17 protein-coding genes are annotated in these 21,981 nt (G+C 76.7%); 13 read left to right on the top strand and 4 right to left on the bottom strand.

Annotated features, from left to right (window positions below):
* Positions 1 to 69: 69 nt before the first annotated feature.
* A complete protein-coding gene (locus ACJTNH_RS00815) occupies positions 70 to 507 on the top strand; it encodes a DUF3040 domain-containing protein (RefSeq protein ID WP_458172305.1) in 438 nt (145 codons plus the stop codon).
* Positions 508 to 576: 69 nt separating this feature from the next.
* Here ACJTNH_RS00815 and ACJTNH_RS00810 read toward each other — a convergent pair whose 3' ends face one another.
* The 4 genes from ACJTNH_RS00810 to ACJTNH_RS00795 form a co-directional block, all read right to left on the bottom strand.
* The gene (locus ACJTNH_RS00810; protein ID WP_458172304.1) at positions 577 to 1,533 is read right to left on the bottom strand and encodes a ribose-phosphate diphosphokinase; all 957 of its coding nucleotides are present in this window, start codon (positions 1,531 to 1,533) and stop codon (positions 577 to 579) included.
* A gap of 137 nt (positions 1,534 to 1,670) precedes the next feature.
* Positions 1,671 to 4,025, bottom strand: coding sequence for a transglutaminaseTgpA domain-containing protein (locus ACJTNH_RS00805; RefSeq protein WP_458172303.1), 2,355 nt, complete (start codon positions 4,023 to 4,025; stop codon positions 1,671 to 1,673).
* Positions 4,022 to 5,371: a DUF58 domain-containing protein gene (locus ACJTNH_RS00800; protein ID WP_458172302.1), complete on the bottom strand. Its 1,350-nt coding sequence runs from the start codon at positions 5,369 to 5,371 to the stop codon at positions 4,022 to 4,024. The genes ACJTNH_RS00805 and ACJTNH_RS00800 overlap by 4 nt, the downstream gene beginning before the upstream one ends.
* Positions 5,372 to 5,396: 25 nt before the next feature.
* Complete coding sequence (locus tag ACJTNH_RS00795) at positions 5,397 to 6,458, bottom strand: AAA family ATPase (RefSeq protein WP_458172301.1); 1,062 nt, start codon at positions 6,456 to 6,458, stop codon at positions 5,397 to 5,399.
* Between the two features lie 226 nt (positions 6,459 to 6,684).
* Here ACJTNH_RS00795 and mraZ point away from each other — a divergent pair, with 226 nt between their 5' ends.
* The 12 genes from mraZ to ACJTNH_RS00735 all read left to right on the top strand — a co-directional run bounded on the left by mraZ (position 6,685) and on the right by ACJTNH_RS00735 (position 21,849).
* Positions 6,685 to 7,119: a division/cell wall cluster transcriptional repressor MraZ gene (mraZ, locus tag ACJTNH_RS00790; RefSeq protein ID WP_458172300.1), complete on the top strand. Its 435-nt coding sequence runs from the start codon at positions 6,685 to 6,687 to the stop codon at positions 7,117 to 7,119.
* A 345-nt stretch (positions 7,120 to 7,464) separates the two neighbouring features.
* The gene (rsmH, locus tag ACJTNH_RS00785; RefSeq protein ID WP_458172299.1) at positions 7,465 to 8,439 is read left to right on the top strand and encodes a 16S rRNA (cytosine(1402)-N(4))-methyltransferase RsmH; all 975 of its coding nucleotides are present in this window, start codon (positions 7,465 to 7,467) and stop codon (positions 8,437 to 8,439) included.
* Positions 8,440 to 8,533: 94 nt separating this feature from the next.
* Positions 8,534 to 9,196, top strand: a complete 663-nt coding sequence (locus ACJTNH_RS00780; protein ID WP_458172298.1) for a hypothetical protein — start codon at positions 8,534 to 8,536, stop codon at positions 9,194 to 9,196.
* Positions 9,197 to 9,199: 3 nt separating this feature from the next.
* Positions 9,200 to 11,068, top strand: a complete 1,869-nt coding sequence (locus ACJTNH_RS00775) for a peptidoglycan D,D-transpeptidase FtsI family protein (protein ID WP_458172297.1) — start codon at positions 9,200 to 9,202, stop codon at positions 11,066 to 11,068.
* Positions 11,069 to 11,184: 116 nt separating this feature from the next.
* Entirely contained in the window at positions 11,185 to 12,738 is a 1,554-nt protein-coding gene (locus ACJTNH_RS00770; RefSeq protein ID WP_458172296.1) for a UDP-N-acetylmuramoyl-L-alanyl-D-glutamate--2,6-diaminopimelate ligase, read from the top strand.
* Complete coding sequence (locus tag ACJTNH_RS00765) at positions 12,735 to 14,192, top strand: UDP-N-acetylmuramoyl-tripeptide--D-alanyl-D-alanine ligase (RefSeq protein WP_458172295.1); 1,458 nt, start codon at positions 12,735 to 12,737, stop codon at positions 14,190 to 14,192. Before ACJTNH_RS00770 ends, ACJTNH_RS00765 begins: the two co-directional genes overlap by 4 nt.
* Positions 14,189 to 15,268 carry a phospho-N-acetylmuramoyl-pentapeptide-transferase gene (gene mraY, locus ACJTNH_RS00760; RefSeq protein ID WP_458172294.1) on the top strand — a complete coding sequence of 360 codons (1,080 nt, stop codon included), beginning with the start codon at positions 14,189 to 14,191 and terminating at the stop codon, positions 15,266 to 15,268. Before ACJTNH_RS00765 ends, mraY begins: the two co-directional genes overlap by 4 nt.
* Positions 15,265 to 16,704 (top strand): UDP-N-acetylmuramoyl-L-alanine--D-glutamate ligase, encoded by a 1,440-nt coding sequence (murD, locus tag ACJTNH_RS00755; protein WP_458172293.1) that lies wholly within the window; start codon positions 15,265 to 15,267, stop codon positions 16,702 to 16,704. Before mraY ends, murD begins: the two co-directional genes overlap by 4 nt.
* Positions 16,705 to 16,710: 6 nt before the next feature.
* Positions 16,711 to 18,405 carry a putative lipid II flippase FtsW gene (gene ftsW / locus ACJTNH_RS00750; RefSeq protein WP_458172292.1) on the top strand — a complete coding sequence of 565 codons (1,695 nt, stop codon included), beginning with the start codon at positions 16,711 to 16,713 and terminating at the stop codon, positions 18,403 to 18,405.
* A complete protein-coding gene (murG, locus tag ACJTNH_RS00745; RefSeq protein ID WP_458172291.1) occupies positions 18,402 to 19,589 on the top strand; it encodes an undecaprenyldiphospho-muramoylpentapeptide beta-N-acetylglucosaminyltransferase in 1,188 nt (395 codons plus the stop codon). The genes ftsW and murG overlap by 4 nt, the downstream gene beginning before the upstream one ends.
* Positions 19,586 to 21,037: a UDP-N-acetylmuramate--L-alanine ligase gene (gene murC, locus ACJTNH_RS00740; RefSeq protein WP_458172290.1), complete on the top strand. Its 1,452-nt coding sequence runs from the start codon at positions 19,586 to 19,588 to the stop codon at positions 21,035 to 21,037. The genes murG and murC overlap by 4 nt, the downstream gene beginning before the upstream one ends.
* Before the next feature lie 11 nt (positions 21,038 to 21,048).
* Positions 21,049 to 21,849, top strand: coding sequence for a cell division protein FtsQ/DivIB (locus ACJTNH_RS00735; protein WP_458172289.1), 801 nt, complete (start codon positions 21,049 to 21,051; stop codon positions 21,847 to 21,849).
* Positions 21,850 to 21,981: the final 132 nt, after the last annotated feature.

Genomic DNA, 21,981 nt, shown 5'->3' with positions numbered 1-21,981 from the left:
GGGCAACTCGCCTTTCGCAGCCCGCCAACGGCTCGTATCCTCGGTGTCACCGCGGGCGGACTGCCGCCGGTGGCTGATTGCACTGCGCACCTGGAGGTCGACGTGCCGCTCTCCGAGCACGAGCAGCGTCTGCTGGAGCAGATCGAGCGCGCCCTCGTCGATGACGATCCGAAGTTCGCCTCGACGGTCCGTACCGGCGACCGCCGGCAGAAGGCCCGCCGCAAGCTGCAGCTGGGCGCTCTCCTGGTCGTCGTCGGCCTGGCCGTCGTGGTCGGTGGCGTGGCCGTCCCCAACGTCTTCCTGGGCGTCCTCGGCTTCCTCATCGCCTTCGGTGGCGCCGTCCTCGGGGTCCTGAACTACAAGTCGGCCACCGGCGCGGTCGAGGCCGGCAGCGCCCCCGGGCCGGCCGGCCGCCCTGCCGCCGGGGGGGCGCGCGGTGCCAAGGCCCGCCGCCAGCCGATGAAGAACCGCCTCGAGGAGCGCTTCCGCCGCCGCTACGACCAGTAGCCGCGCGCCGGGTCCGCCCGTCGACACCGCAGCCGCCGTCCCTCCGGGGCCGGCGGCTGCGCTGCCTTGTCAGCCCTCCGGCGTGGGCACCGTGTCGAACAGCGCGCTGACCGACTCCCCGTCGTGGATCCGCTGCACGGCCTGGGCCAGGGCCGGGGCGACCGACAGCACGGTCAGCTTCTCCGAGGCCCCCGCCGGCACCGGCACCGTGTTCGTGCACACGATCTCCAGCACGTCGGGCTGGGCGCCGATCCGCTCCAGCGCGCCGGCGGCGAACAAGCCGTGGGTGCAGGCCACCCGGATCGACCGGGCGCCGGCGTCGCGCAGCCGGTCGATCAGCTCCAGCACCGTGCTGCCCTTCGCGATCTCGTCGTCCAGCACGATCACGTCCCGGTCGGCGACGTCGCCGATCACCGCGCTGATGCTCACCCGGTCGTCGGCGAACCGCTGCTTGGCCCCGGCCGCCACCGGCACCCCGAGCCGGCGGGCGAACGCCGCCGCCTCCTTGGCGTTGCCCAGGTCGGGGGAGACCACGGTCGTGCGGGACAGGTCGAGCGTGCGGAAGTGGTCGGCCAGCTCCCGCAGCGCGTGCAGGTGGTCCACCGGCACGCTGAAGAACCCGTGCACCTGCGGGGAGTGCAGGGTCATCGCCAGCACCCGGCCGGCCCCGGCGGCCACCATGAGGTCGGCGATCAGCCGGCCGCCGATGGAGATGCGCGGGGCGTCCTTCTTGTCCGAGCGCGCGTAGGCGTAGTGCGGCATCACCACGGTGATCCGCCCGGCGGAGGCGCCGCGCGCCGCGTCGATCATCAGCAGCAGCTCGACCAGGGCCTCCTGCACCGGCGTCACCAGCGGCTGGACCAGGAAGACGTCGCGCTCGCGGCAGTTGGCCTGCAGCTGCACCTCGAGGCAGTCGTTGGCGAAGCGGGTGGTCCGCACCGGCAGCAGCGGCACGCCCAGCTGGGCGCACATCTCCGCGGCCAGCTCGGGGTGGGCACTTCCGGCGAACACGGCGATCTCACGCAAGGGGCGCTCCGGGGGTGCGGACGGCGACGGCGGCAGCCGCCGGCGCCACCGTAACGAGGCCCGGCGACACCCCGCCGGGCGGAGCGGTCACCCCGGGCCGGTGGACCCGGCGCGACGGGCTCAGGTGCGCCGAGGGGTCAGGCCGAGCGGAGCGGTCGCGGGGTGTGCGCGGTGACCCAGCGCCCCGCGGCGGCCAGCGTCGACACCGGCCAGCACGCCGCCCGCAGCCGCTGCGACCGGGTCGCCGAGCGCAGCAGCGCCCGCCGGACGGTGCCCAGCGCCTCGGTCAGCTGCGGGTCGGGGCCCGGCCGGTCGGTGGGCGGGCCGTAGACCGAGCGCTCCTCGGCCAGGGCCAGGGTGCGCAGCCCGGCCACCGCGGCCGGCTCGGCGCCGGAGAGGCGCTCGGCCAGCTGCCGGGCCAGCTGCCGCGCGGTCGAGGCACCGGCCACCTCGATGCCCAGGTCGGTGGTGGTGTCGAGCAGCTCGTCCCACAGCGCCGCCGCTCGGCCGTCGGCCAGCCGGGCCCGCCGCAGCCGGCGCCGGGCCAGCAGCGGCACCCCGGCCACCGCGACCAGCAGCAGCACGCCGGCGGCCCCGGCGAGCCAGGGGAGCAGCGACGAGGGCTCCGCGTCCGTCGGCAGCGCCAGCGGCACCTGCTGGTCGTCCCGGTCCAGCTGGGCCGTCGGACCGGCCGGCACCGGCGCCTCCGCGGACGGGGTCGCCGGGTCGCTGACCGCGTCGGTGATCGCCTCCGACCGCGGGGCCCAGGGCAGCGGCACCGCCCGGTTCGCCGCGATCGGGGTCGGGTCGAAGGGGATCCAGCCCAGCCCGGCGAACCAGACCTCGACCCAGGCGTGCCCGTCGTCGGTGGTGACCACCCGGGCGTCGTCCTCGCCCCGCTCCCGGCCGGGGGTGTAGCCCAGCACCACCCGGGCCGGCACGCCGGCGGCCCGCACCAGCACCGCCATCGCGCCGGCGTACTGCTCGCAGTAGCCGCGGCGCAGCCGCAGGAAGTCGGCGAGGTCGTCCCCGGTGGTGCCCGGCTGGGTCGACAGCGTGTAGGTGAAGCCGTTGGCCCGGTCGGTGAACAGGCCCAGGATCGCGCGCACCCGCTCGTAGGGGGTCTGCTCGGGGCCGGTCAGCTCGTCGGCCAGCGCGGTGACGCTGGGGTCGAGCTCGGGCAGCTCGGTGTAACGCTGCTGCAGGTCGGCGTCCTCCGACGTCTGCGGGACCGCCTGCAGCTCGGCCACCGAGGGGTCGGGCTGCTCGGCGACGACCCGGTAGGACAGCCCGGCGGTGGTGGTGTCCCGCCCGAACGCCGTCCGGGCGTCGGAGTCGAAGCGCCAGTCCTCGGCGTCGGACTCCTGCACCCGCACCGACAGCGGTGAGTAGAGCAGGGGCAGGAACCGGTCGTCGTGCTCCAGCACGGTGACGTCGGCGGTCACCCGGCGGCTGCTCTGGGCCGCCGACAGCGGGGCCAGCGTCCCGTCGTCGGCGATGGACCGCTGACCGTCCAGGTTGCTCAGGTGCCAGCCCTCGTCGCCGTCGTACTCGTCCAGGGCGACTGCCCGCAGGTAGCCCGGGTCCTCGACCGAGGAGTCGACGCGCAGCAGGTCGATCGGCTCGGGGAGGGTGAGCTGGCCCTGCATCTCCGCGACCGGGTCCAGCGCCGTCCCGACCCCGTCACCGGTGCCGGCCCCGCCCATCCCCGCGGCCAGCGAGCCCTCGGCCAGCGTGGGGACGGCGACCGGCAGGAGCACCCCGGCGACGAGGGCGACGAGCCCGGTGCGCAGCGCCGGGAGGGTGCCGGTGCCCAACGGCGAGCCGCTGCCCCGACGGGCGCTGCCGATGAGCCGCCCCCGCTGGTCCGCCCAGAGCAGGACGGCGAAGCCGGCGGCCGGCGCGGCGAAGGAGACGAACGAGACGTCGCCGGTGACGGTGCTGACCGGGACGCAGTAGAGGACCAGCAGGCCCAGTCCACCCAGCGCCGGCTGCCGGGCGGGGACGGCGAGCAGGTCCACGGCCAGCGCCACCAGCGCCACGAACACCGTGGTGAGCGCCACCAGGCCGGTCAGCGGCAGCGCGGGGGTGGCCTGCTCGCGGATCTCGGCCGTGCCGTCGGCCAGCACCCCGCCCAGGTCGGCCACGCTGCTCGGCGTGGGCAGCACGCCGGCCAGCGCGTGCTCGGGGGTGAAGACCACGGTCAGGACGACCAGCGCCAGGGCCAGCTGGCCGACCGGCACCAGCAGCCGGCCGGCCGCGGTGACCAGCGGGCCGCCCTCGGCGTCGACCACCCTCAGCAGGAGGGCGCGGAGGGCGACGCCGCCCAGGCCGACGGCCAGGACGGCGAGCGTCACCGGCGCGATCCAGGTGCGGGCGGCGAACACCGGGTCCAGCGCCAGGGCACCGAGCAGGACGGCGACGGTGGCCGCCAGCGCGGTGCCGGCCCCGGTGCCGAGGGACCGGGACGACTCCTCGGGCGGGCGGGTCATGCCGGCACCCGCCCGCCGGTGGCCGAGGCCGCGCCCAGCTGCGCCCAGACCTGCTCGACCGGCCGGTCCGGGCCGGCGAGGACCACCTGCCACCCGGCGGCCCGGAGCAGGTCGGCGGCCCGGGCCTGCCGGGTGCACACCTCGGCCCGTGCGGCGGGGCTCAACGGCCGGCGGCCCCGGGTGGCGCCGGCGTCCAGCCAGCCGGCCGGGTCGACCAGCACGGCCACGTCGGTGCCCGGGCCGGAGCGGGCACGGGTCAGCGCGAGGACGTCGTCGGGGTCGACCAGGCCGAGCAGGCAGATGGCCGGGCCCTCGACCGAGGACCGGCGCATCGCCTCGGCGCCGGCCTGCAGGCCGGGGGAGCGGGAGCCACCGAGGACGGCGAGCCGCTCGAGCAGCTCCTCCGGCCCCAGCTGCCCCTGCCCCAGGGCCGGGGTGAGCTCGCCACCGTCGGTGACCACGCGCAGCCCGGCGCCGCGGCGCAGCAGGTGGGTGCCGATGCTGGCGGCCGCCTCGACGACCCACTCGAGGGTGTCCTGCGGCGCCGCCGGGTCGGCGGGCGCGGTGACCGAGCTGCCGAGCAGGTGCGCGGTGGCCCGGCTGTCCAGGAACAGCGTGGCCGCGGCGCGCCAGGGCCGCTCCTCCAGCCGGACCATCAGCTCGCCGGTGCGGGCGGTGGCGCGCCAGTGCACCAGGCGCAGGTCGTCGCCGTAGCGGTACTCCCGGGTGCTCACGTCGTCCTCGCCGTGCACCGCGATCGACCGCCGGGCGCCCTCGCCGCCGGACCCGCCGGCGCCGCTGAGCGAGCCGCTGCCCTCCAGCGGGCGCACCCGGGGGACGACCAGCAGGGCGGCGGTGTCGCTGCCGGCGGCGGTGCGCAGCACCAGCCCGAAGGGGTCGACCAGCCGGAGCCGCAGCGGGCCCAGGGCGAAGCGCCCGCGCCGGGTGCCGTGCAGCCGGTAGCGCAGTGGGGCGGTGGCCCCGCTGGTCAGCCGCTCGACGACGAACCGCGGACGGGTGCCCAGCTCGGCGGGCAGCTGCTCGGTGAGCAGCCACAGCCCCCCGGGACGGCGGTCGGTGTTGGCCACCTCCAGCAGCACGTCGGCCGTGCCGCCCCGGGGCAGCCGGGCGGGGGTCACGGTGCGCCGGGTGGCGACCCGGAAGCGCTGCCGGGCCACGCCGATGGCCGAGACCACCGGCAGGGCCAGCACGAACAGCGCCAGCTGCACCAGGGCCCGCTCGCCGAGCAGGGCGCCCAGCAGCACCAGGGTGACCCCGGCGGCCACCAGGCAGCGGCCGCGCAGGGTCAGGGACGAGACGGCGTCGGCGAGCCGGGTGCGGGCCATCCGGGGCTCCTGCGCGGTGGCCGGGTCAGCGGCCGCGCTGCACGGGCACGGCGGCGAGCAGGTCGGTCACGACCCGCTGGGTGTCCCGGCGGGCCAGCGCCGCGTCGGGGGTGAGCAGCAGCCGGTGCGCCAGCACCGGCACGGCCATCGCCTGGACGTCGTCGGGGAGCACGTGGTCGCGGCCGGCCAGCGCCGCGGTCGCGCGGGCGGCACGCAGCAGCTGCAGCCCGGCCCGCGGGGAGGCGCCCAGGCGCAGGTCGGGGGAGCGGCGGGTGGCCTCCACCAGCGAGACCACGTAGCGGCGCAGCGGCTCGGCGACGTGCAGCCGGCCCACCGCGGCGACCAGGCCACGGACGCCGGCCGCGTCGATGACCGGGGAGAGCGCGGTGAGCGGGTCGGTGGTGGCCCGCTCGTCGAGCATGGCCAGCTCGGCGTCCCGGTCGGGGTAGCCCATCGAGACCCGGGCGGTGAACCGGTCGCGCTGGGCCTCGGGGAGGGGGTAGGTGCCCTCCATCTCCTGCGGGTTCTGGGTGGCCACCACCATGAACGGCCGGGCCAGCTCGTACGTGACGCCGTCGACGGTGACCTGGCGCTCCTCCATGCACTCCAGCAGCGCCGACTGGGTCTTGGGCGAGGCGCGGTTGATCTCGTCGGCGACGACCACGTTGGCGAAGACCGCGCCGGGCTTGAACTCGAAGGCCCGGGACTCCTGGTCGTAGACGGCCACGCCGGTCACGTCGCTGGGCAGCAGGTCGGGGGTGAACTGGATCCGGCGCACCGTGCCGTCGATGGTGCGGGCCAGCGCCTTGGCCAGCGTGGTCTTGCCGACCCCGGGCACGTCCTCGATGAGCAGGTGCCCCTCGGCCAGCAGCACGACCAGTGCCAGCCGGACGACGTCGGGCTTGCCCTCGACGACCCGGCCGATCGCCTCGGCCAGCCGGGCGCCCTCGGCGGCCACGTCCAGGTCGGGCTGGTCGGTGCCCGGGTGCGCTGTCTCTGCGGCGTGTGGGCCGGTGCCGTTCGAGGGCGCGGAGGTCAGCTCCGTGGCACCCCGACCCGACCGCAGCTCTGCCGTGCCCTCCGTCACCCGGCCCACGGTACGTGCTGTTCAGGGCCCGGCGCGGCCGATCCGGTTCCGGTGATCGGGGAGGCCGGCGGCGGACCCGGTGGGGCGTGGTGGGGGAGAGGGGGCGACACGTCGCGAAGTGGTGTCCAGTGGGGGCCAGTGGGTTACTGTGTCGCGCAATGGGGAGGCCGACCCCAGGGATGGGGGTCGGCACAGCCAGAGGAGGACAGATGCGGGGGGTGATCCGGTGTTCGTCGGCAGCTACCCCCTGCGGCTGGACGAGAAGGGCCGGCTCGCCCTGCCGGTCCGCTACCGCGAGCTCGTGGCCGACGGGATGGTGATCAAGAAGGGCCAGGAACGCTGCATCTACGGGCTGACCATGGCCCGAGTCGCCGAGCAGAGCACCGCGCTCAAGGCGATGGCCCCCGCTGACACCAACGCCGCCCGCATGCACGCCCGGATGAGCTTCGGCTCGATGGTCGAGGTCGAGGCGGACAAGACCGGGCGGATCACCCTCCCCGCCAGCCTGCGGGAGTACGCCGGCCTGGACCGCGACGTCGTCGTCGTCGGTGTCGACACCCGCTTCGAGATCTGGGACGCCACCACCTGGGACGCCTACGTGGCCGAACAGGAGGCGATCTTCGCCGCGATGGAGAGCGAGGGGATGCCGACCCTGTCCTGACCCGCCCCACCGAGCCCCACCGCACGACCCCAGCACGACCCCGAACTCCCCGAGCGAGCCGACTTCCCCCCGGCTCGGTCGGGACCCGGGCACCGAGCCGACTTCCCCCCGGCTCGACGCCCACCGCACGGCACGACCGCCCCAGCCGCCCCAGCAGGGCTCCTCCTGGTACCGCTTCCCCGGCGCCAGGCGGGCCCTGCGGGGCGGCGGGCCAGGGCCGGGCCCGGTCCGCGCCCCACCTCCGCTCCACCCGGCTCCACCCGCCCCACTCCGCCCCACCCACCCGAGCGGCCCGCCCGTCCACGAGCCCGCCCAGCCCCGACAGCAGCACAGAGGAGCCCGTCGATGAGCAGCCCCGAGCCCACCGGGCCCGCGCTGCACGTCCCCGTCCTCCTGGACCGCGTGACCGAGCTGCTGGCCCCGGCGCTGAGCGCCGACGGCGCCGTCCTGGTCGACTGCACCCTGGGCCTGGCCGGCCACTCCCTGGCCCTGCTGGGCGCGCACCCCGGCCTGCGGCTGATCGGGCTGGACCGCGACCCCGACGCCCGCGCCGAGGCAGCCGCGCGGATCGCCGCCGCCGGTCACGCCGACCGCGCCACGCTGGTGCTCGCCGTCTTCGACGAGCTGCCCGACGTCCTCGACCGGCTGGGCGTGCCCGAGGTGCAGGGCGTCCTGTTCGACCTGGGCGTCTCCTCGCTGCAGCTGGACCGCCCCACCCGCGGGTTCAGCTACTCCACCGACGCGCCCCTGGACATGCGGATGGACCCCACCGGCCCACGCACCGCCGCCGACGTGGTGAACACCTACTCCCGCGGCGAGCTGACCCGGGTGCTCAAGGTCTACGGCGAGGAGCGGTTCGCCGGCCGGATCGCCGCGGCCATCGAGCGCGAGCGTGAGCGTGAGCCGTTCACCGGCACCGCCCGGCTGGCCGAGCTGGTGCGCGACGCGATCCCCGCCGCCACCCGCCGCACCGGCGGGCACCCGGCCAAGCGGGCCTTCCAGGCCCTGCGGATCGAGGTCAACGACGAGCTGGGCGTCCTCACCCGCGCCCTCCCGGCCGCCATCGACGCCCTGGCCGTCGGTGGCCGGGTGGTCGTGATCAGCTTCCACTCCCTCGAGGACCGCATCGTGAAGCAGACCCTGGCGGCCGAGGCCACCGACCGCACCCCGCCGGGCATGCCGGTGCCGATGCCCGAGCACGCGCCGGTGCTCCGGCTGGTCACCCGGGGCGGCGAGGCGCCCGGCGAGGCCGAGCTGGCCGCCAACCCCCGGGCCGCCTCCGCGCGGGTCCGGGCGGCCGAGCGGGTCCGGCGACCGTGACCGCACCCCCGGGCGCCCCCGCACCGGTGCCGGCGACCCCCGCACCGACCAGCCCCGCACCGACCCAGTCCACGACCGTCCGCGAGGAGCACCCATGAGCCAGCCCGCGCGGGCCGTGCCCCGCCCGACCACCCCCCGGACGACGGCGGGGGCCGCCCGCCCCGGTCCGGCCCGGACCGGCGCCACCCGCAGCAGCACCGCGCGGACCGCACCGGCCCGTGCCACGACCGCCCGCGCCACCGGCCCGCGCACCACCACCGGCCCGGTGCACGTGCCGCGCAGCTCCTCGACCCGGCGCACCGGGCCGATCACCGCCGGCGCGCAGCTGCGCCTGGTGCCCCCGGCCCCGGCCCGCACGCCCCGCCGGGTCCGCAGCCGCCGCCCGGCCGGGCGCACCCGGCGGGCCCCGTTCGCCGTCCTGCTGGTCGGGCTGCTGGTCGCCACCACCCTGGGGCTGCTGCTGCTCAACACCGCGATCGCCGTCGACTCGCTGCAGGCCACCCAGCAGCGGGTCGCCAACGCCGAGCAGGCCGAGGAGGTCGCTCGACTGGAGCAGCAGGTCGTCGCTGCCGATACCGCAGCCGAACTGGCCCGCGCCGCCGCGGCGGCCGGGCTGGTCCAGCCGGGGGCGGCCGCCCACCTGGTGCTGCAGCCCGACGGCACCTCGGTGGTCGTGGGCACCGCCGAACCGGCGCCCGTGCCCGTGCCCGAGACCGAGACCGAGACCGACCCCTCGTCGCCGACCCCCGGGAACTGATCCGTGCGCTCCGCTGGTCCTCCTCCGCCGATCCGCCCCGTCGCCCCCCGGTGGGACGGCGGCCGGTCCACCGGCCCGGCGGGTCGCGGTGACGCCCTGCGGTCGCGCCGTGACCCCGGCTCCCGTCGCCGCCGGCCGGCCCTGGGCACGGTCCAGCGCGACCGGCGCAACCGGCTGGGGCTGGCCTTCCTGATCACCCTGCTGGTGGTCGTGGTGGGCAAGCTCGTCGTCCTGCAGGGGGTCGACGGCGAGGCCCTCCAGCTGGCCGCGGAGAAGGACCGGCTGCGCAACTACCCGATCGAGGCCGTCCGCGGGCAGATCACCGACCGCAACGGCAAGGTGCTCGCCTACTCGGTGGACGCCGTCCGGGTGACCGCCGACCCGACCGTCGTCGCCGACCCGACGCGCACCGCGCTGGCGCTGACCACGCTGCTGGGCGTGCCGGTGGACGAGCTCACCGAGAAGCTGACCCGGGAGGGGCGCTACGTCGTCCTGGCCGAGGAGGTCTCCACCGAGATCGCCGACCAGATCCGCGAGCTGCCTGCCGCCACCCAGGGCGGGCTGGTGCTGGTCGACGACCCGGTCCGGCTGTACCCGGCCGGTGCCGTGGGGGGCCAGGTCGTCGGCTTCGTCGGCCGGGACGGCGAGGGGCTGGCCGGGGTCGAGCAGGTGTTCGAGGAGGAGCTCGCCGGCACCGACGGCGCCCAGCGGGTCGAGGTCGACGGCAGGGGCAACCCGATCCCGTCGGGGATCAACGAGTCCCGGCCGGCCACCGACGGCAGCACCGTGCAGCTGACCCTGGACGAGGACCTGCAGTTCGTCGTCCAGCAGGCGCTGGACGCCGCCTGCGCCGACGAGGCGACCACGTCCGCCTCCGCGGTGGTGCAGGACGTGCACACCGGCGAGGTCGCGGCGCTGGCCTCCTGCCCCGGGTACGACCCGGGCAGCTACAACACCACCGACCCCGCGCTGCTGGGCAACCCGGTGGTCTCCGACGTCTACGAGCCCGGCTCGGTGATGAAGGCGGTCACGCTGGCCGCCGCCATCGAGGAGGGCAAGGCCACCAAGGACACCGTGCTCAACGTCGACGGGCACATCCAGGCCGGGGACGTCGTGGTGACCGACGCCCACGACCACGAGCCGATCGACTTCACGCTGACCGGGATCCTCGCCAAGTCCAGCAACGTCGGGTCGATCATGCTGGCCCGCGAGGTCGGGGACAGCACGTTCGAGCGCTACCTGCGGGCGTTCGGCCTGGGGTCGACCACCGGCATCGAGCTGCCCGGCGAGAGCGCCGGCATCCTGCAGGACTCCGCCGACTGGAGCCCCGCCCGGGCGGCCAACGTGCCGATCGGCCAGGGCATCTCGGTGACGACGCTGCAGATGGCGTCGGTCTACCAGGCCCTGGCCAACGACGGCGTGCGCATCCCGCCGCGGATCGTCTCCTCGGTGACCGCCGCCGACGGCACGGTCACCGACACCCCGCAGCCCGAGGGCGTGCGGGTGGTCAGCGAGTCCACCGCCGACCAGCTGACCTACATGCTCGAGGCCGTCGTCGGCCCCGGCGGCACGGCGCCGCTCGGTGAGGTCGACGGCTTCCGGGTGGCCGGCAAGACCGGCACCGCGCAGCGGGCCAACCCCGAGACCGGCAGCTACGCCGGCGGCGGCTACTTCACCACCTTCGTCGGCTACGCCCCGGCCGACGACCCGCAGTACGTGGTCGCCGTCGACCTCGAGCGGCCCACCAGCGACGCCGAGGGCGGCCAGGTGGCCGCCCCGCTGTTCGCCGACGTCATGCGCTACGCGCTGATGTCCGGCGGCGTCGTCCCCTCCGGCTCGTCGCGGCCGGACTTCACCCTGACCGTCCCCTGACCCGCACCAGCGCCCCCCTCACCCCGACCAGCGGCATGGCCACCCCACCGGCCCCGGCGACACGGGGCCGGCGGGTGACCGGGCCGGCCGGGCCCGCGCCGGTAGATTGGACCGACGTGACCTCGACCGCGCCAGGGTCGGTGCCCCGGCCAACGGGGAACCGCCCGCTCCCGCTCACCGACCTCGCCGACCTCGTCGGTGCCCCCGTGCAGGGGGAGGCCGACCTGACCGTGCGCGGCGTCACCCTCGCCTCCGGTGAGGTCCGCCCCGGCGACCTCTACGCGGCCCTGCCCGGCGCGCGCACCCACGGCGCCCGCCACGCCGCCGACGCCGCCGCCCGGGGCGCGGTCGCCGTGCTCACCGACCCCGCGGGGGAGCCCGAGGCCCGGGCGACCGGGCTGGCGGTGTGCGTCACCCCGGAGCCGCGGGCCGTGCTCGGCGCGGTCGCCTCCCGGGTGTACGGCCGGCCCACCGAGCAGCTGCGCGTGCTGGGCATCACCGGCACCAACGGCAAGACCACCACCGCCTACCTGGTCGAGGCCGGGCTGGCCGCCGCCGGGCTGCCCAGCGGCCTGATCGGCACGGTGCAGACCCGCACCCGGGGCCGGGACGCCGCCGGCGCGCCGGTGACCACCGAGCTGCCCAGCGTGCGCACCACCCCGGAGGCCACCGACCTGCACGCCCTGCTGGCCACCATGGTCGAGGCCGGCGTGCAGGCGGTGGTGATGGAGGTGTCCAGCCACGCGCTGGTGCAGGGCCGGGTCGGCGGCGTCGGGTTCGCCGCGGCCGGGTTCACCAACCTCTCCCGCGACCACCTGGACTTCCACGGCGACGTGGAGAGCTACTTCCAGGCCAAGGCGCTGCTCTTCGACGGGCGCGCCGCGGTCGAGGTGGTCGACGTCGACGACCCGGCGGGGCGGCGGCTGGTCCGCCCCGGCACGGTCACCGTCTCGACCGCCGGAGCAGCAGCCGACTGGTCGGCCACCGACGTGGCCGGTGTCCCCTCCGGCGGGTCCACCTTCACCCTGCACGGCCCCGGCGGCCGGAGCTGGCCGGCCCGGCTGCGGCTGCCCGGCAGCTTCAACGTCGCCAACGCGGTGCTCGCCGTCGCCCTGCTGGACGCCGTCGGCGTGCCGGTGGAGACGGCGGTCGCCGGCCTGGCCGAGACCGTCGTCCCCGGCCGGATGGAGCCGGTGGACGCCGGCCAGCCGTTCATGGCCGTCGTCGACTACGCGCACACCCCCGACGCCGTGGCGACGGCGCTGCGGGCGCTGCGCGGGGCGACCACCGGCCGGCTGGTCACGGTGCTGGGCTGCGGCGGTGACCGCGACCCGGGCAAGCGCCCGGCGATGGGCGCCGCGGCCGCGGCCGGCAGCGACGTGCTGGTGATCACCGACGACAACCCGCGGTCGGAGGACCCGGCGACGATCCGCGGCGCCATGCGGGCCGGCGTCGACGACGTCCCGGCGGGGGAGCGGGCCGAGGTGCTGGAGATCGGCGACCGGCGCGCCGCGCTGGCGGCGGCCGTGGCGCTGGCGCGCCCGGGTGACACCCTGCTGGTCGCCGGCAAGGGCCACGAGACCGGCCAGGAGGTGGGAGGTCAGGTGCTGCCCTTCGACGACCGTGCGGTGCTGCGGGAGCTGCTGGCCGCCGGGACGGTGCCGGCGTGATCGCGCTGACGCTGGCCGAGGTGGCCCGAGCCGTCGGTGGAGAGCTGGCCGTCGGTGGGCAGCTGACCGGCGGTGCGGGTGACCTGGTGGTCTCCGGCTCGGTGCTGGTCGACTCCCGCGCCGTCGCCGCCGGTGACCTCTTCGTGGCCCTGCCGGGCGAGCGGGTGGACGGCGCGGACTTCGTCCCGGCCGCGGCCGCGGCCGGCGCGGTCGCGGCGCTGACCACCCGGCCGGACCCGGCGCTGCCCTGCGTCGTCGTGCCCGACCCGGTCGAGGCGCTCGGCCGGCTGGCCGGGGCGGTGCACCGGCGGCTGGTCGAGGGCGGGCTGGTCACCGTCGGCATCACCGGCTCCTCGGGCAAGACCTCCACCAAGGACCTGCTCGGCCAGGTGCTGGCCACCGCCGGCCCGACCGTGAGCCCGCAGGGCTCCTTCAACAACGACATCGGGCTGCCGCTGACCGTGCTGACCGCCGATGCCGACACCAGGCACCTGGTGCTGGAGATGGGCGCCCGTGGCCCCGGGCACATCGCCCGGCTCTGCCGGATCGCCCGGCCGCGGATCGGCGTGGTGCTCAACGTGGGGTCCGCGCACCTCGGCGAGTTCGGCAGCGCCGAGGTGATCGCCACCAGCAAGGGCGAGCTGGTCGAGGCCGTGCCGGCCGAGGGCACCGCGGTGCTCAACGCCGACGACCCGCGGGTGATCGGCATGGCGCCGCGCACCTCGGCGGCCGTCGTGACCACCGGCGTCGAGGACGAGTCCGACGTCCGGGCCACCGACGTGACGCTGGACGACGGCGCCCGCCCGCGGTTCACCCTGCAGGCCGGCGGCGAGCAGCACCCCGTCGCGCTGCAGGTCGTCGGGCTGCACCAGGTGGCCAACGCGCTGTCCGCGGCCGGTGCCGCACTGGCCGCCGGGATGACCCCCGCGCAGGTCGCCGCCGCGCTGTCGGCGGCCGGGCCGCGCAGCCGCTGGCGGATGGAGGTCACCCGGCGCGCCGACGGTGTGACGGTGGTCAACGACGCCTACAACGCCAACCCCGAGTCGATGCGGGCCGCGCTGGCGGCGCTGGTCCGGCTGCCGGGTCGCCGCCGGATCGCCGTCCTCGGCGCCATGGGGGAGCTGGGGCCGGCCGCGGACGCCGCGCACGCCCGGCTGGGCCGGGACGCGGTGCGCGCCGGGGTCGACCTGCTGGTCGCGGTCGGCCCGGACGCCGTGGGCGTGTACACCGGTGCACTGGCCGAGCGCGGTGCGCGGGACGCCGGCGCAGCAGACAGCCACGGGGGAGAGCAGGAGACGAGCGTGCACGTGCCGGACCGGGCCGCGGCAGCGCGGTTCTTGGCCGAGGTGGTGGCCCCGGGCGACGTCGTCCTGGTCAAGGCCTCGCGCAGCTACGGGCTCGAGGAGCTCGCCGCGGAGCTGCTGGGCTCGGACGGCCCGGAGGTGACCGCGTGAAGTCGGTGCTGGTCGCCGCCGCCGTCGGGCTGATCGTCTCGATCCTGGTCACGCCGCTGGCGATCAAGGCCTTCCGCCGGCACGGCTTCGGCCAGGAGATCCGGGACGACGGGCCGGAGAGCCACCTGTCGAAGAAGGGCACGCCCACGATGGGCGGCACCGTCATGGTGCTGGCCACCGTGCTGGGCTACCTGGTCGCCCACCTGTTCCTGATCAACCAGGAGGGGCGCGGGGTCACCGCCACCGGGCTGCTGCTGCTCTTCCTGCTCATCGGCCTGGGCACGGTCGGGTTCCTCGACGACTACCTGAAGATCCGCTACCGGCGCAGCCTCGGGCTGAACAAGACCGCCAAGCTGGTCGGCCAGCTGGTCGTCGGGGTCACCTTCGCCGTCCTCGCCCTGATGCTCGACGACGAGAACGGCACGGCCGTGGCCACCACGGCGGTCTCCTTCGTCCGGGACATCGCGCCGCTGACGCTGCCGGCGTTCCTGTTCGTGGCGCTGGCCTACCTGTTCATCGCCGGCTTCTCGAACGCGGTCAACCTGACCGACGGCCTGGACGGGCTGGCCGCCGGCTGCTCGGCGATGGTCTTCGCCTCCTACGTGATCATCTCGTTCTGGCAGTTCGGGCACGACTGCGCGGGTGAGCTCGTCGACGGCTGCTACACGGTGCGCGACCCGCTGGACGTGACGCTGGTGGCCGCCGCGGCGATGGGCGCGTGCCTGGGCTTCCTGTGGTGGAACACCTCCCCGGCCAGGATCTTCATGGGCGACACCGGCTCGCTGGCCCTCGGCGGCCTGATGTCCGGGCTGGCGATCGTCACCCGCACCGAGCTGCTGCTGGTCGTGCTGGGCGGGCTCTTCGTCGCGGTGACCCTCTCGGTGGTCATCCAGGTGGGCTTCTTCCGGGCCACCCGGCGGCGGGTGTTCCGGATGGCACCGCTGCACCACCACTTCGAGCTGGCCGGCTGGGCGGAGAACACCGTCATCGTGCGGTTCTGGCTGGTCACCGGCATGGCGGTCGCCTTCGGCCTGGGCCTGTTCTACGCCGACTGGCTCTCCATCACGGGGCTGTGAGCAGACCGGTGGAGGAGAGCGGGCAGCAGCCGATGGGCACCGTGCTGGTGGCCGGTCTGGGGGTCTCCGGCGCCGCGGCCGCCCGCGTGCTGCTGGCCCGCGGCGACGAGGTGCTGCTCACCGACGCCGCGGAGCCGGCCGTGCTGGCCGAGCTGGTCGCCGCCGGTGCCCGGTGGCTGGGCCCGGTGGACGCCCCGCCGGAGGGGGTCGACCTGGTGGTCACCTCCCCGGGCTGGCGGCCGGACTCCCCGCTGCTGGTGGCCGCGGCCGCCCGCGGCCTGGAGGTCGTCGGGGAGCCGGAGCTGGCCTGGCGGCTGCGGATCGCCGCCCCAGGGGGCCGGCCGGCCCCCTGGTACGCCGTCACCGGCACCAACGGCAAGACGACGACGGTGACCATGCTCGAGCAGGTGCTGCTGGCCGGTGGCCGCCGCGCCGTCGCGGCGGGCAACGTCGGCCGGCCGCTGGTCGAGGTGGTCACCGCCCGCGCCGCCGACGGCAGCCCCGCCTACGACGCGATCGCCGTGGAGCTGTCCAGCTTCCAGCTGCACTGGTCCTCCTCGATCGCCCCGGACGCCGCCTGCGTGCTCAACGTGGCCGACGACCACGTCGACTGGCACGGCTCCTTCGACGCCTACCGCGACGCCAAGGCGCAGCTGGTGCGGTTCGCGCCGGTCGCGGTCGCCGACGCCGGCGACCCGGTGGCCTCCGCGGTCGTCGCCAACCACCGGCACCCGGTCACGGTCACCCTCGACGAGCCGGCGCGCGGCCAGCTCGGGGTCCGGGCCGGGGCACTGGTCGACCGCGCCTTCAGCGCCGAGCCCGCCGGCGAGGTGCTCGTCGAGCTGGACGCGCTGCAGGTCCGCGGCCCGCACAACACCGTCAACGCCCTCGCCGCCGCCGCGCTGGCCCGCGCGGCCGGGATCGACGCCGCGGCGGTCGGCCGCGGCCTCGCCGGGTTCCGCGGCGGCGCCCACCGCAACGTGCTGGTCGGCAACGTGGACGGCGTGGACTTCGTCGACGACAGCAAGGCGACCAACCCGCACGCCGCCGGCGCCTCGCTGGCCGCCTACCCGCGGGTGGTCTGGATCGCCGGCGGCCTGCTCAAGGGCGCCGACGTCGACCCGCTGGTCGCTTCGGTCGCCGACCGGCTGGCCGGGGTGGTCCTCCTGGGCCGGGACCGCGAGCAGCTGGCCCGGTCGCTGGCGCGACACGCCCCGTCGGTCCCGCGCACCGTGGTCCCCAGCGGCGACGATGACGCCGTGACGGATGGGACTGACGGGGACCGGGTGATGGGTGAGGTGGTGGCGGCCGCCGTCCGCCTGGCCCGACCGGGGGACACCGTGCTGCTGGCGCCCGCGGCCGCGTCGATGGACGTCTTCACCGACTACGCCCACCGCGGCCGGGCGTTCGCCGCCGCCGTCCGGGCGCTGGGCTGAGCCGGGATGGCCACGACCACCCGCGACCGCCGGGCCGTGCCCACCCGCCCGCCCGAGCCCGCTCCCGCACCCCGCGCCGGGGTGGCCGCCCGCTTCCGCGGGCCCGCCTGGCTCGACGGGCCGATGACCAGCTCGCACCTGGTGCTCGGCTCGGCCGGCATGCTGCTGGCGATCGGCCTGGTCATGGTCTTCTCCGCCTCCTCGATCGAGGCGGCCACCTCCGGCCAGCCGGCCTGGCTGCCCGGCGTCCGGCAGCTGACCTTCGCCGGGATCGGCCTGGCCGGCATGCTCGTGGCGATGCGGCTCCCCGTGGGGCGCATCCGGCAGTGGGCGGGCCGGGGGATGCTGCTGGTCTTCCTCCTGCTGCTCCTGGTGCTGGTCCCGGGCATCGGGCTGAAGCTCAACGGCTCGCGGGCCTGGTTCGACCTGGGCTTCACCAACTTCCAGCCCTCCGAGCTGGCCAAGCTGGTCTTCGCGCTGTGGGGCGCCCACGTCCTCGCCCTGCGGGAGCGGTACCTGACCACCCGGTCACTGCTGGTCCCGGTCATCCCGGTGTTCGTGCTGATGTGCCTGCTGCTGCTCGCCGAGCCGGACATGGGCGCCGTGGTCAGCCTCGGCCTGGTGGTGGCGGGGCTGATGTGGGCCGGTGGGCTGTCCCGCCGCTACATCGCCGGCGCGGTCGCGCTGGTGGCGGCACTGGTCGCGCTGATGGTCGCGGTGGCGCCGTACCGGATGGCCCGGGTGACCTCGTTCCTCGACCCGTTCGCCGACCCGCTGGGCGACGGCATGCAGGCCATCCGCGGCTTCTACGCGCTGGCCACCGGCGGCGTGTGGGGCGTGGGACTGGGCAACAGCGCGCTGAAGTGGAACCTGCTGCCGCACGCGGAGTCCGACTACATCTTCGCCATCATCGGTGAGGAGCTGGGCTTCCTCGGCTGCCTGGTGGTGATCGGCCTGTACGCGATGCTGGCCTGGGCCGGGTTCCGGATCGCCCGCCGCTCGACCGACCGGTTCGTGCAGCTGGCCAGCATCGCCATCACGGTGTGGCTGGTCGGCCAGGCGACGATGAACATGGGCTACGTCGTCGGGCTGCTGCCGGTCACCGGTGTCACCCTCCCGCTGATCTCCGCCGGTGGCACGTCGCTGGTGCTCACCCTGTTCGTGGTCGGGCTGCTGGCCCGGTTCGCCCGCTCCGAGCCGGCCGCGATCGCCCACGAGCGGCACGCCCGCCGCGGCTGGCTGGCCCGGCTGCTGCTGCCGGTACCGGCCGCGGCGATCGACCCGGTGCCCTCCCGCCGGCGCCGGCCGGCGCGCCCGGGCACCGGCGCACGCCCCGGTCCGGCGGACCCCGCCCCGTGGCGCCCCGGTCGCACGGTCACCCGGGTGCCCGGGCTGCGCACCCAGGAGCAGCTGGCCGTGCGTCCCGGTACCCGCGAGCCCCGGCCGGACCCCCGGCGTCCGGTGCCCGGCGCCTGGGCGGGCGCCCCGGACGCGCGCCGGGGTGCGGCCCAGCGGCAGACTGGGCGCGGCCGGCCCCCAGCCGGTGACCGTCCGATCGTCCGCAACCGGCCCCCGGCCGCCGGGCCCGTCCTCCGCGACGTGCCCCGCGACCCCGGTGGTCCCGGTGAACCCCCCGCCGCGCGGGCGCGGCCGGTCGCCCGGCCCCGCCCCCCGAGAACGGAACGGCCACGCCCCCTGTGACCTCCCCCCAGTCCGCCCCCGGCGCCGGAGCGGCTGAGCCGACCGGTGCCCGCCCGGTCTCCGTCGTGCTCGCCGGCGGCGGCACCGGCGGGCACATCGAGCCGATGCTGGCCCTCGCCGACGCCCTGACCCGGCGCGGTGGCACCACCGGCGGCAGCGCCCCCGGTGGCACCCCCCGGGTCACCTGCCTGGGCACCGCCCGCGGCATGGAGACCCGGCTGGTGCCGGCCCGCGGCTACGACCTGCGGCTCATCCCGCCGGTGCCGCTGCCCCGCAAGCCCACCCCCGACCTGCTGCGGGTGCCCGGCCGGGTCCGCCGCTCGGTCGCCGAGACCCGGGCCCTGCTCACCGAGCTGGACGCCGACGTGGTGGTGGGCTTCGGCGGCTACGTCGCGCTGCCGGCCTACCTGGCCGCCCGCCGGGCCGGTGTGCCGGTGGTGGTGCACGAGCAGAACGCCCTCCCCGGGCTGGCCAACCGGATCGGCGCGCGGGTCGCCGCGGCCGTCGCGGTCACGGTGCCCGGCACCCCGCTGCGCGGCGGGCAGCACGTGGGCATGCCGCTGCGCACCTCGATCAGCGGCCTGGACCGCGCCGCACGACGGGCGGAGGCGCGGGCGGCCTTCGGCCTGGACGCCGACCGGCCCACGCTGCTGGTCTTCGGCGGCTCCCAGGGGGCGGCCTCGCTGAACCGCGCCGCGGTGGCCGCCGCCGACGCGCTCACCGCCGCGGGGGTGCAGGTGCTGCACGCCCGCGGGCCCAAGAACACCGACGTCACCGTGCCCGCCCGCCCGGCCGGCGCGGCACCGTACGTGGTGGTCGACTACCTGGAGCGGATGGACCTGGCCTACGCCGCGGCCGACCTGGCGCTGTGCCGCTCCGGCGCCGTCACCGTCGCCGAGCTGTCCGCCGTCGGGCTGCCGGCCGCCTTCGTGCCGCTCCCGATCGGCAACGGCGAACAACGGCTCAACGCCCTGCCCGTGGTGGAGGCCGGTGGTGGTCTCCTGGTGGCCGACGCCGACCTGTCGCCCTCCTGGATCGAGGCCCAGCTGGTGCCCCTGCTCACCGACCCCCAGCAGCTCGCCGGGCTGGCCCGGCACGCCGCCGCCGCCGGCTCCCGGGACGCCGACGAGCGGCTCGCCGACCTCGTGCTGCAGGTCGCCGGCGAGGGGGTGGGCAGCCGATGAGCGCCGACGACGTCGCCGCCTGGCGCGGGCCCATCCCGGCGCTGGCCGAGCTGGGCGCGGTGCACTTCATCGGCATCGGCGGCGCGGGGATGAGCGGGATCGCCCGGATCATGCTGGCCCGGGGCGTCCCGGTGTCGGGCAGCGACCGGCGGGAGTCCCCGGCGCTGCGGGCGCTGGACGCCCTCGGTGCCCGGGTGGAGGTCGGCCACGCCGGCGAGCACCTGGGTGCGGCCGCCACCGTCGTGGTCTCCACCGCCATCCGGGACGACAACCCCGAGCTCCTGGCGGCCCGTGGGCGCGGGCTGCGGGTGCTGCCCCGGGCGGTGGCCCTGGCCGCCGTCATGGCCGGCCGGCGCAGCGTGGCCGTGGCCGGCACGCACGGCAAGACGTCGACGACGTCGATGCTCACCGTCGCCGTCCAGGCCTGCGGGGTCGACCCGTCGTTCGCCATCGGCGGGACGCTGAACGAGTCGGGGTCCAACGCCCACTCCGGGCAGGGCGACGTCTTCCTCGCCGAGGCCGACGAGAGCGACCGGTCGTTCCTGCTGCTGGCCCCGCTGGGGGCGATCGTCACCAACGTCGAGGCCGACCACCTGGACAACTACGGCGACCTGGCCGCGGTCGAGGAGGCCTTCGACACCTTCGTCGGCACCGTCGCCGACGACGGCTTCCTGGTGCTCTGCCTGGACGACCCGGGTGCGGCCCGGCTGGCCGGCGTCGGTGCGGCGGCACGGGTGCGCACCTACGGCCGGCACCCCGACGCCGACCTGCGGCTGGACGACCTGCGGGTCGCTGCCGACGGCACCCGCTACACCGCGGTCCTCGACGGCCGGGTGCTCGGCGAGGTGCACATCCAGCTGCCGGGGGAGCACATGGCGCTCAACAGCGCCGCCGCGCTGCTGGCCGGGGTGGAGCTGGGGCTCCCGGCCACCGGGCTGATCGGTGGGCTGGGCCGCTTCGGCGGCGTGCACCGGCGGTTCGAGCTCAAGGGCACCGCCGCGGGTGTGCGGGTCTACGACGACTACGCCCACCACCCGACCGAGGTGGCCGCGCAGCTGCGGGCCGCCCGTGCGGTGGTCGGCTCGGGGCGGCTGCTCGTGCTCTTCCAGCCGCACCTCTACAGCCGCACCGCCCAGTTCGCGGATGGTTTCGGCACCGCGCTGGGCCTGGCCGACGAGGTCGTGGTCATGGAGGTCTACGGCGCCCGGGAGGACCCGGTGCCCGGGGTGACCGGTGCGCTGGTGGCCGACGCGGTGCCGCTGCCCCCGGGCCGGGTGGCGTTCGAGCCGTCCTGGTCGGCGGCGGCACCGGCGATGGCGGCGCGGGCCCGACCCGGTGACGTGGTGGTGACCATGGGCGCCGGTGACGTGTCGATGGTCGGGCCGGAGGTGCTGGCCGCGCTGGCGGCACCGGAGGCGGCGGGAGACGAGCCGGGGCCGGCGCGGTGAGCCGGAACGGGATGACGACCAGCGACCGGGCCCGCAGCGGCCGGCGCGGCGCCGTCCCGTCCGGTGGCTCGACCTCGGTGACCTCGCTGCGGGCCCGGCGGCGCCGGTCCCGCCGGCGCACGCACCCGCGGCGGCGGCAGCTGGCCGTCCTCGGCGCGGTGGTGCTGGTGCTGGGTGCCCTGGCGTGGGTGTTCCTGGCCAGCCCGCTGCTGGCGGTGCGGACGGTCCGGGTCGACGGGGCCGGGGCGCTGTCCGAGGCGCAGGTCGTGCAGACGGCCGGGGTCGCCGCGGGCACGCCGCTGGTGCGGGTGGACACCGACGCCGCGGCCGCGCGGGTGGCCCAGCTGCCCCAGGTGGCCTCCGTCGAGGTGACCCGCGGCTGGCCGGGCACGGTGGTCGTCACCGTGGCCGAGCGGGTGCCGGTGGCGGTCGTCGAGCAGGACGGGACCCGTCAGCTGGTGGACGCCGGGGGAGTGGTCTTCGACACGATCACCGGCGCCCCCCCGGCCGGGGTCGTGCCGCTGGAGGTCCCCGACCCGGGCCCGGACGACGTGGCCACCTCGGCCGCGCTCGGTGCGCTGACCGCGCTGCCCGCCGACGTCCGCGACGTGGTCACCGGGGTGACGGCCTCCACCGGGGACGACGTGACGCTGACCCTCACCCGCGACCGGACGGTGCGGTGGGGGAGCGCGGCCCGGACCGACCGCAAGGCCGAGGTGCTGGGCGCGCTGCTGACCCAGATCGAGGAGGGTGAGCTGGAGCCGGCCGACACCCTGGACGTCAGCACCCCGGACAACGTCGTCCTCCGGTGACCGAGGTCACCGTCGGTGGTGTGCGGGCGTCGGCGGTCAGCAGGCATCGGTCCGTCAGGCCGGCGGTGGGGGGCTGTTCCGACACGCCCGGCGGGAAAACGACCTGCGCGTCCGCCATCCCGGGCGCGCCGC

The sequence above is a fragment of the Modestobacter lacusdianchii genome (assembly GCF_054177765.1).
The sequence above is the reverse complement of the archived record's forward strand: the minus strand, read 5'-3'. Positions and strand labels throughout refer to the sequence as shown.

Excerpts from the sequence above, each read along its gene's own strand:
- ACJTNH_RS00735 (WP_458172289.1), top strand. The coding sequence starts at position 21,049 with ATGACGACCAGCGACCGGGCCCGCAGCGGCCGGCGCGGCGCCGTCCCG.
- rsmH (WP_458172299.1), top strand. The coding sequence starts at position 7,465 with ATGAGCAGCCCCGAGCCCACCGGGCCCGCGCTGCACGTCCCCGTCCTC.
- ACJTNH_RS00805 (WP_458172303.1), bottom strand. The coding sequence starts at position 4,025 with ATGACCCGCCCGCCCGAGGAGTCGTCCCGGTCCCTCGGCACCGGGGCC.
- ACJTNH_RS00800 (WP_458172302.1), bottom strand. The coding sequence starts at position 5,371 with ATGGCCCGCACCCGGCTCGCCGACGCCGTCTCGTCCCTGACCCTGCGC.
- ftsW (WP_458172292.1), top strand. The coding sequence starts at position 16,711 with ATGGCCACGACCACCCGCGACCGCCGGGCCGTGCCCACCCGCCCGCCC.
- murC (WP_458172290.1), top strand. The coding sequence starts at position 19,586 with ATGAGCGCCGACGACGTCGCCGCCTGGCGCGGGCCCATCCCGGCGCTG.
- ACJTNH_RS00780 (WP_458172298.1), top strand. The coding sequence starts at position 8,534 with ATGAGCCAGCCCGCGCGGGCCGTGCCCCGCCCGACCACCCCCCGGACG.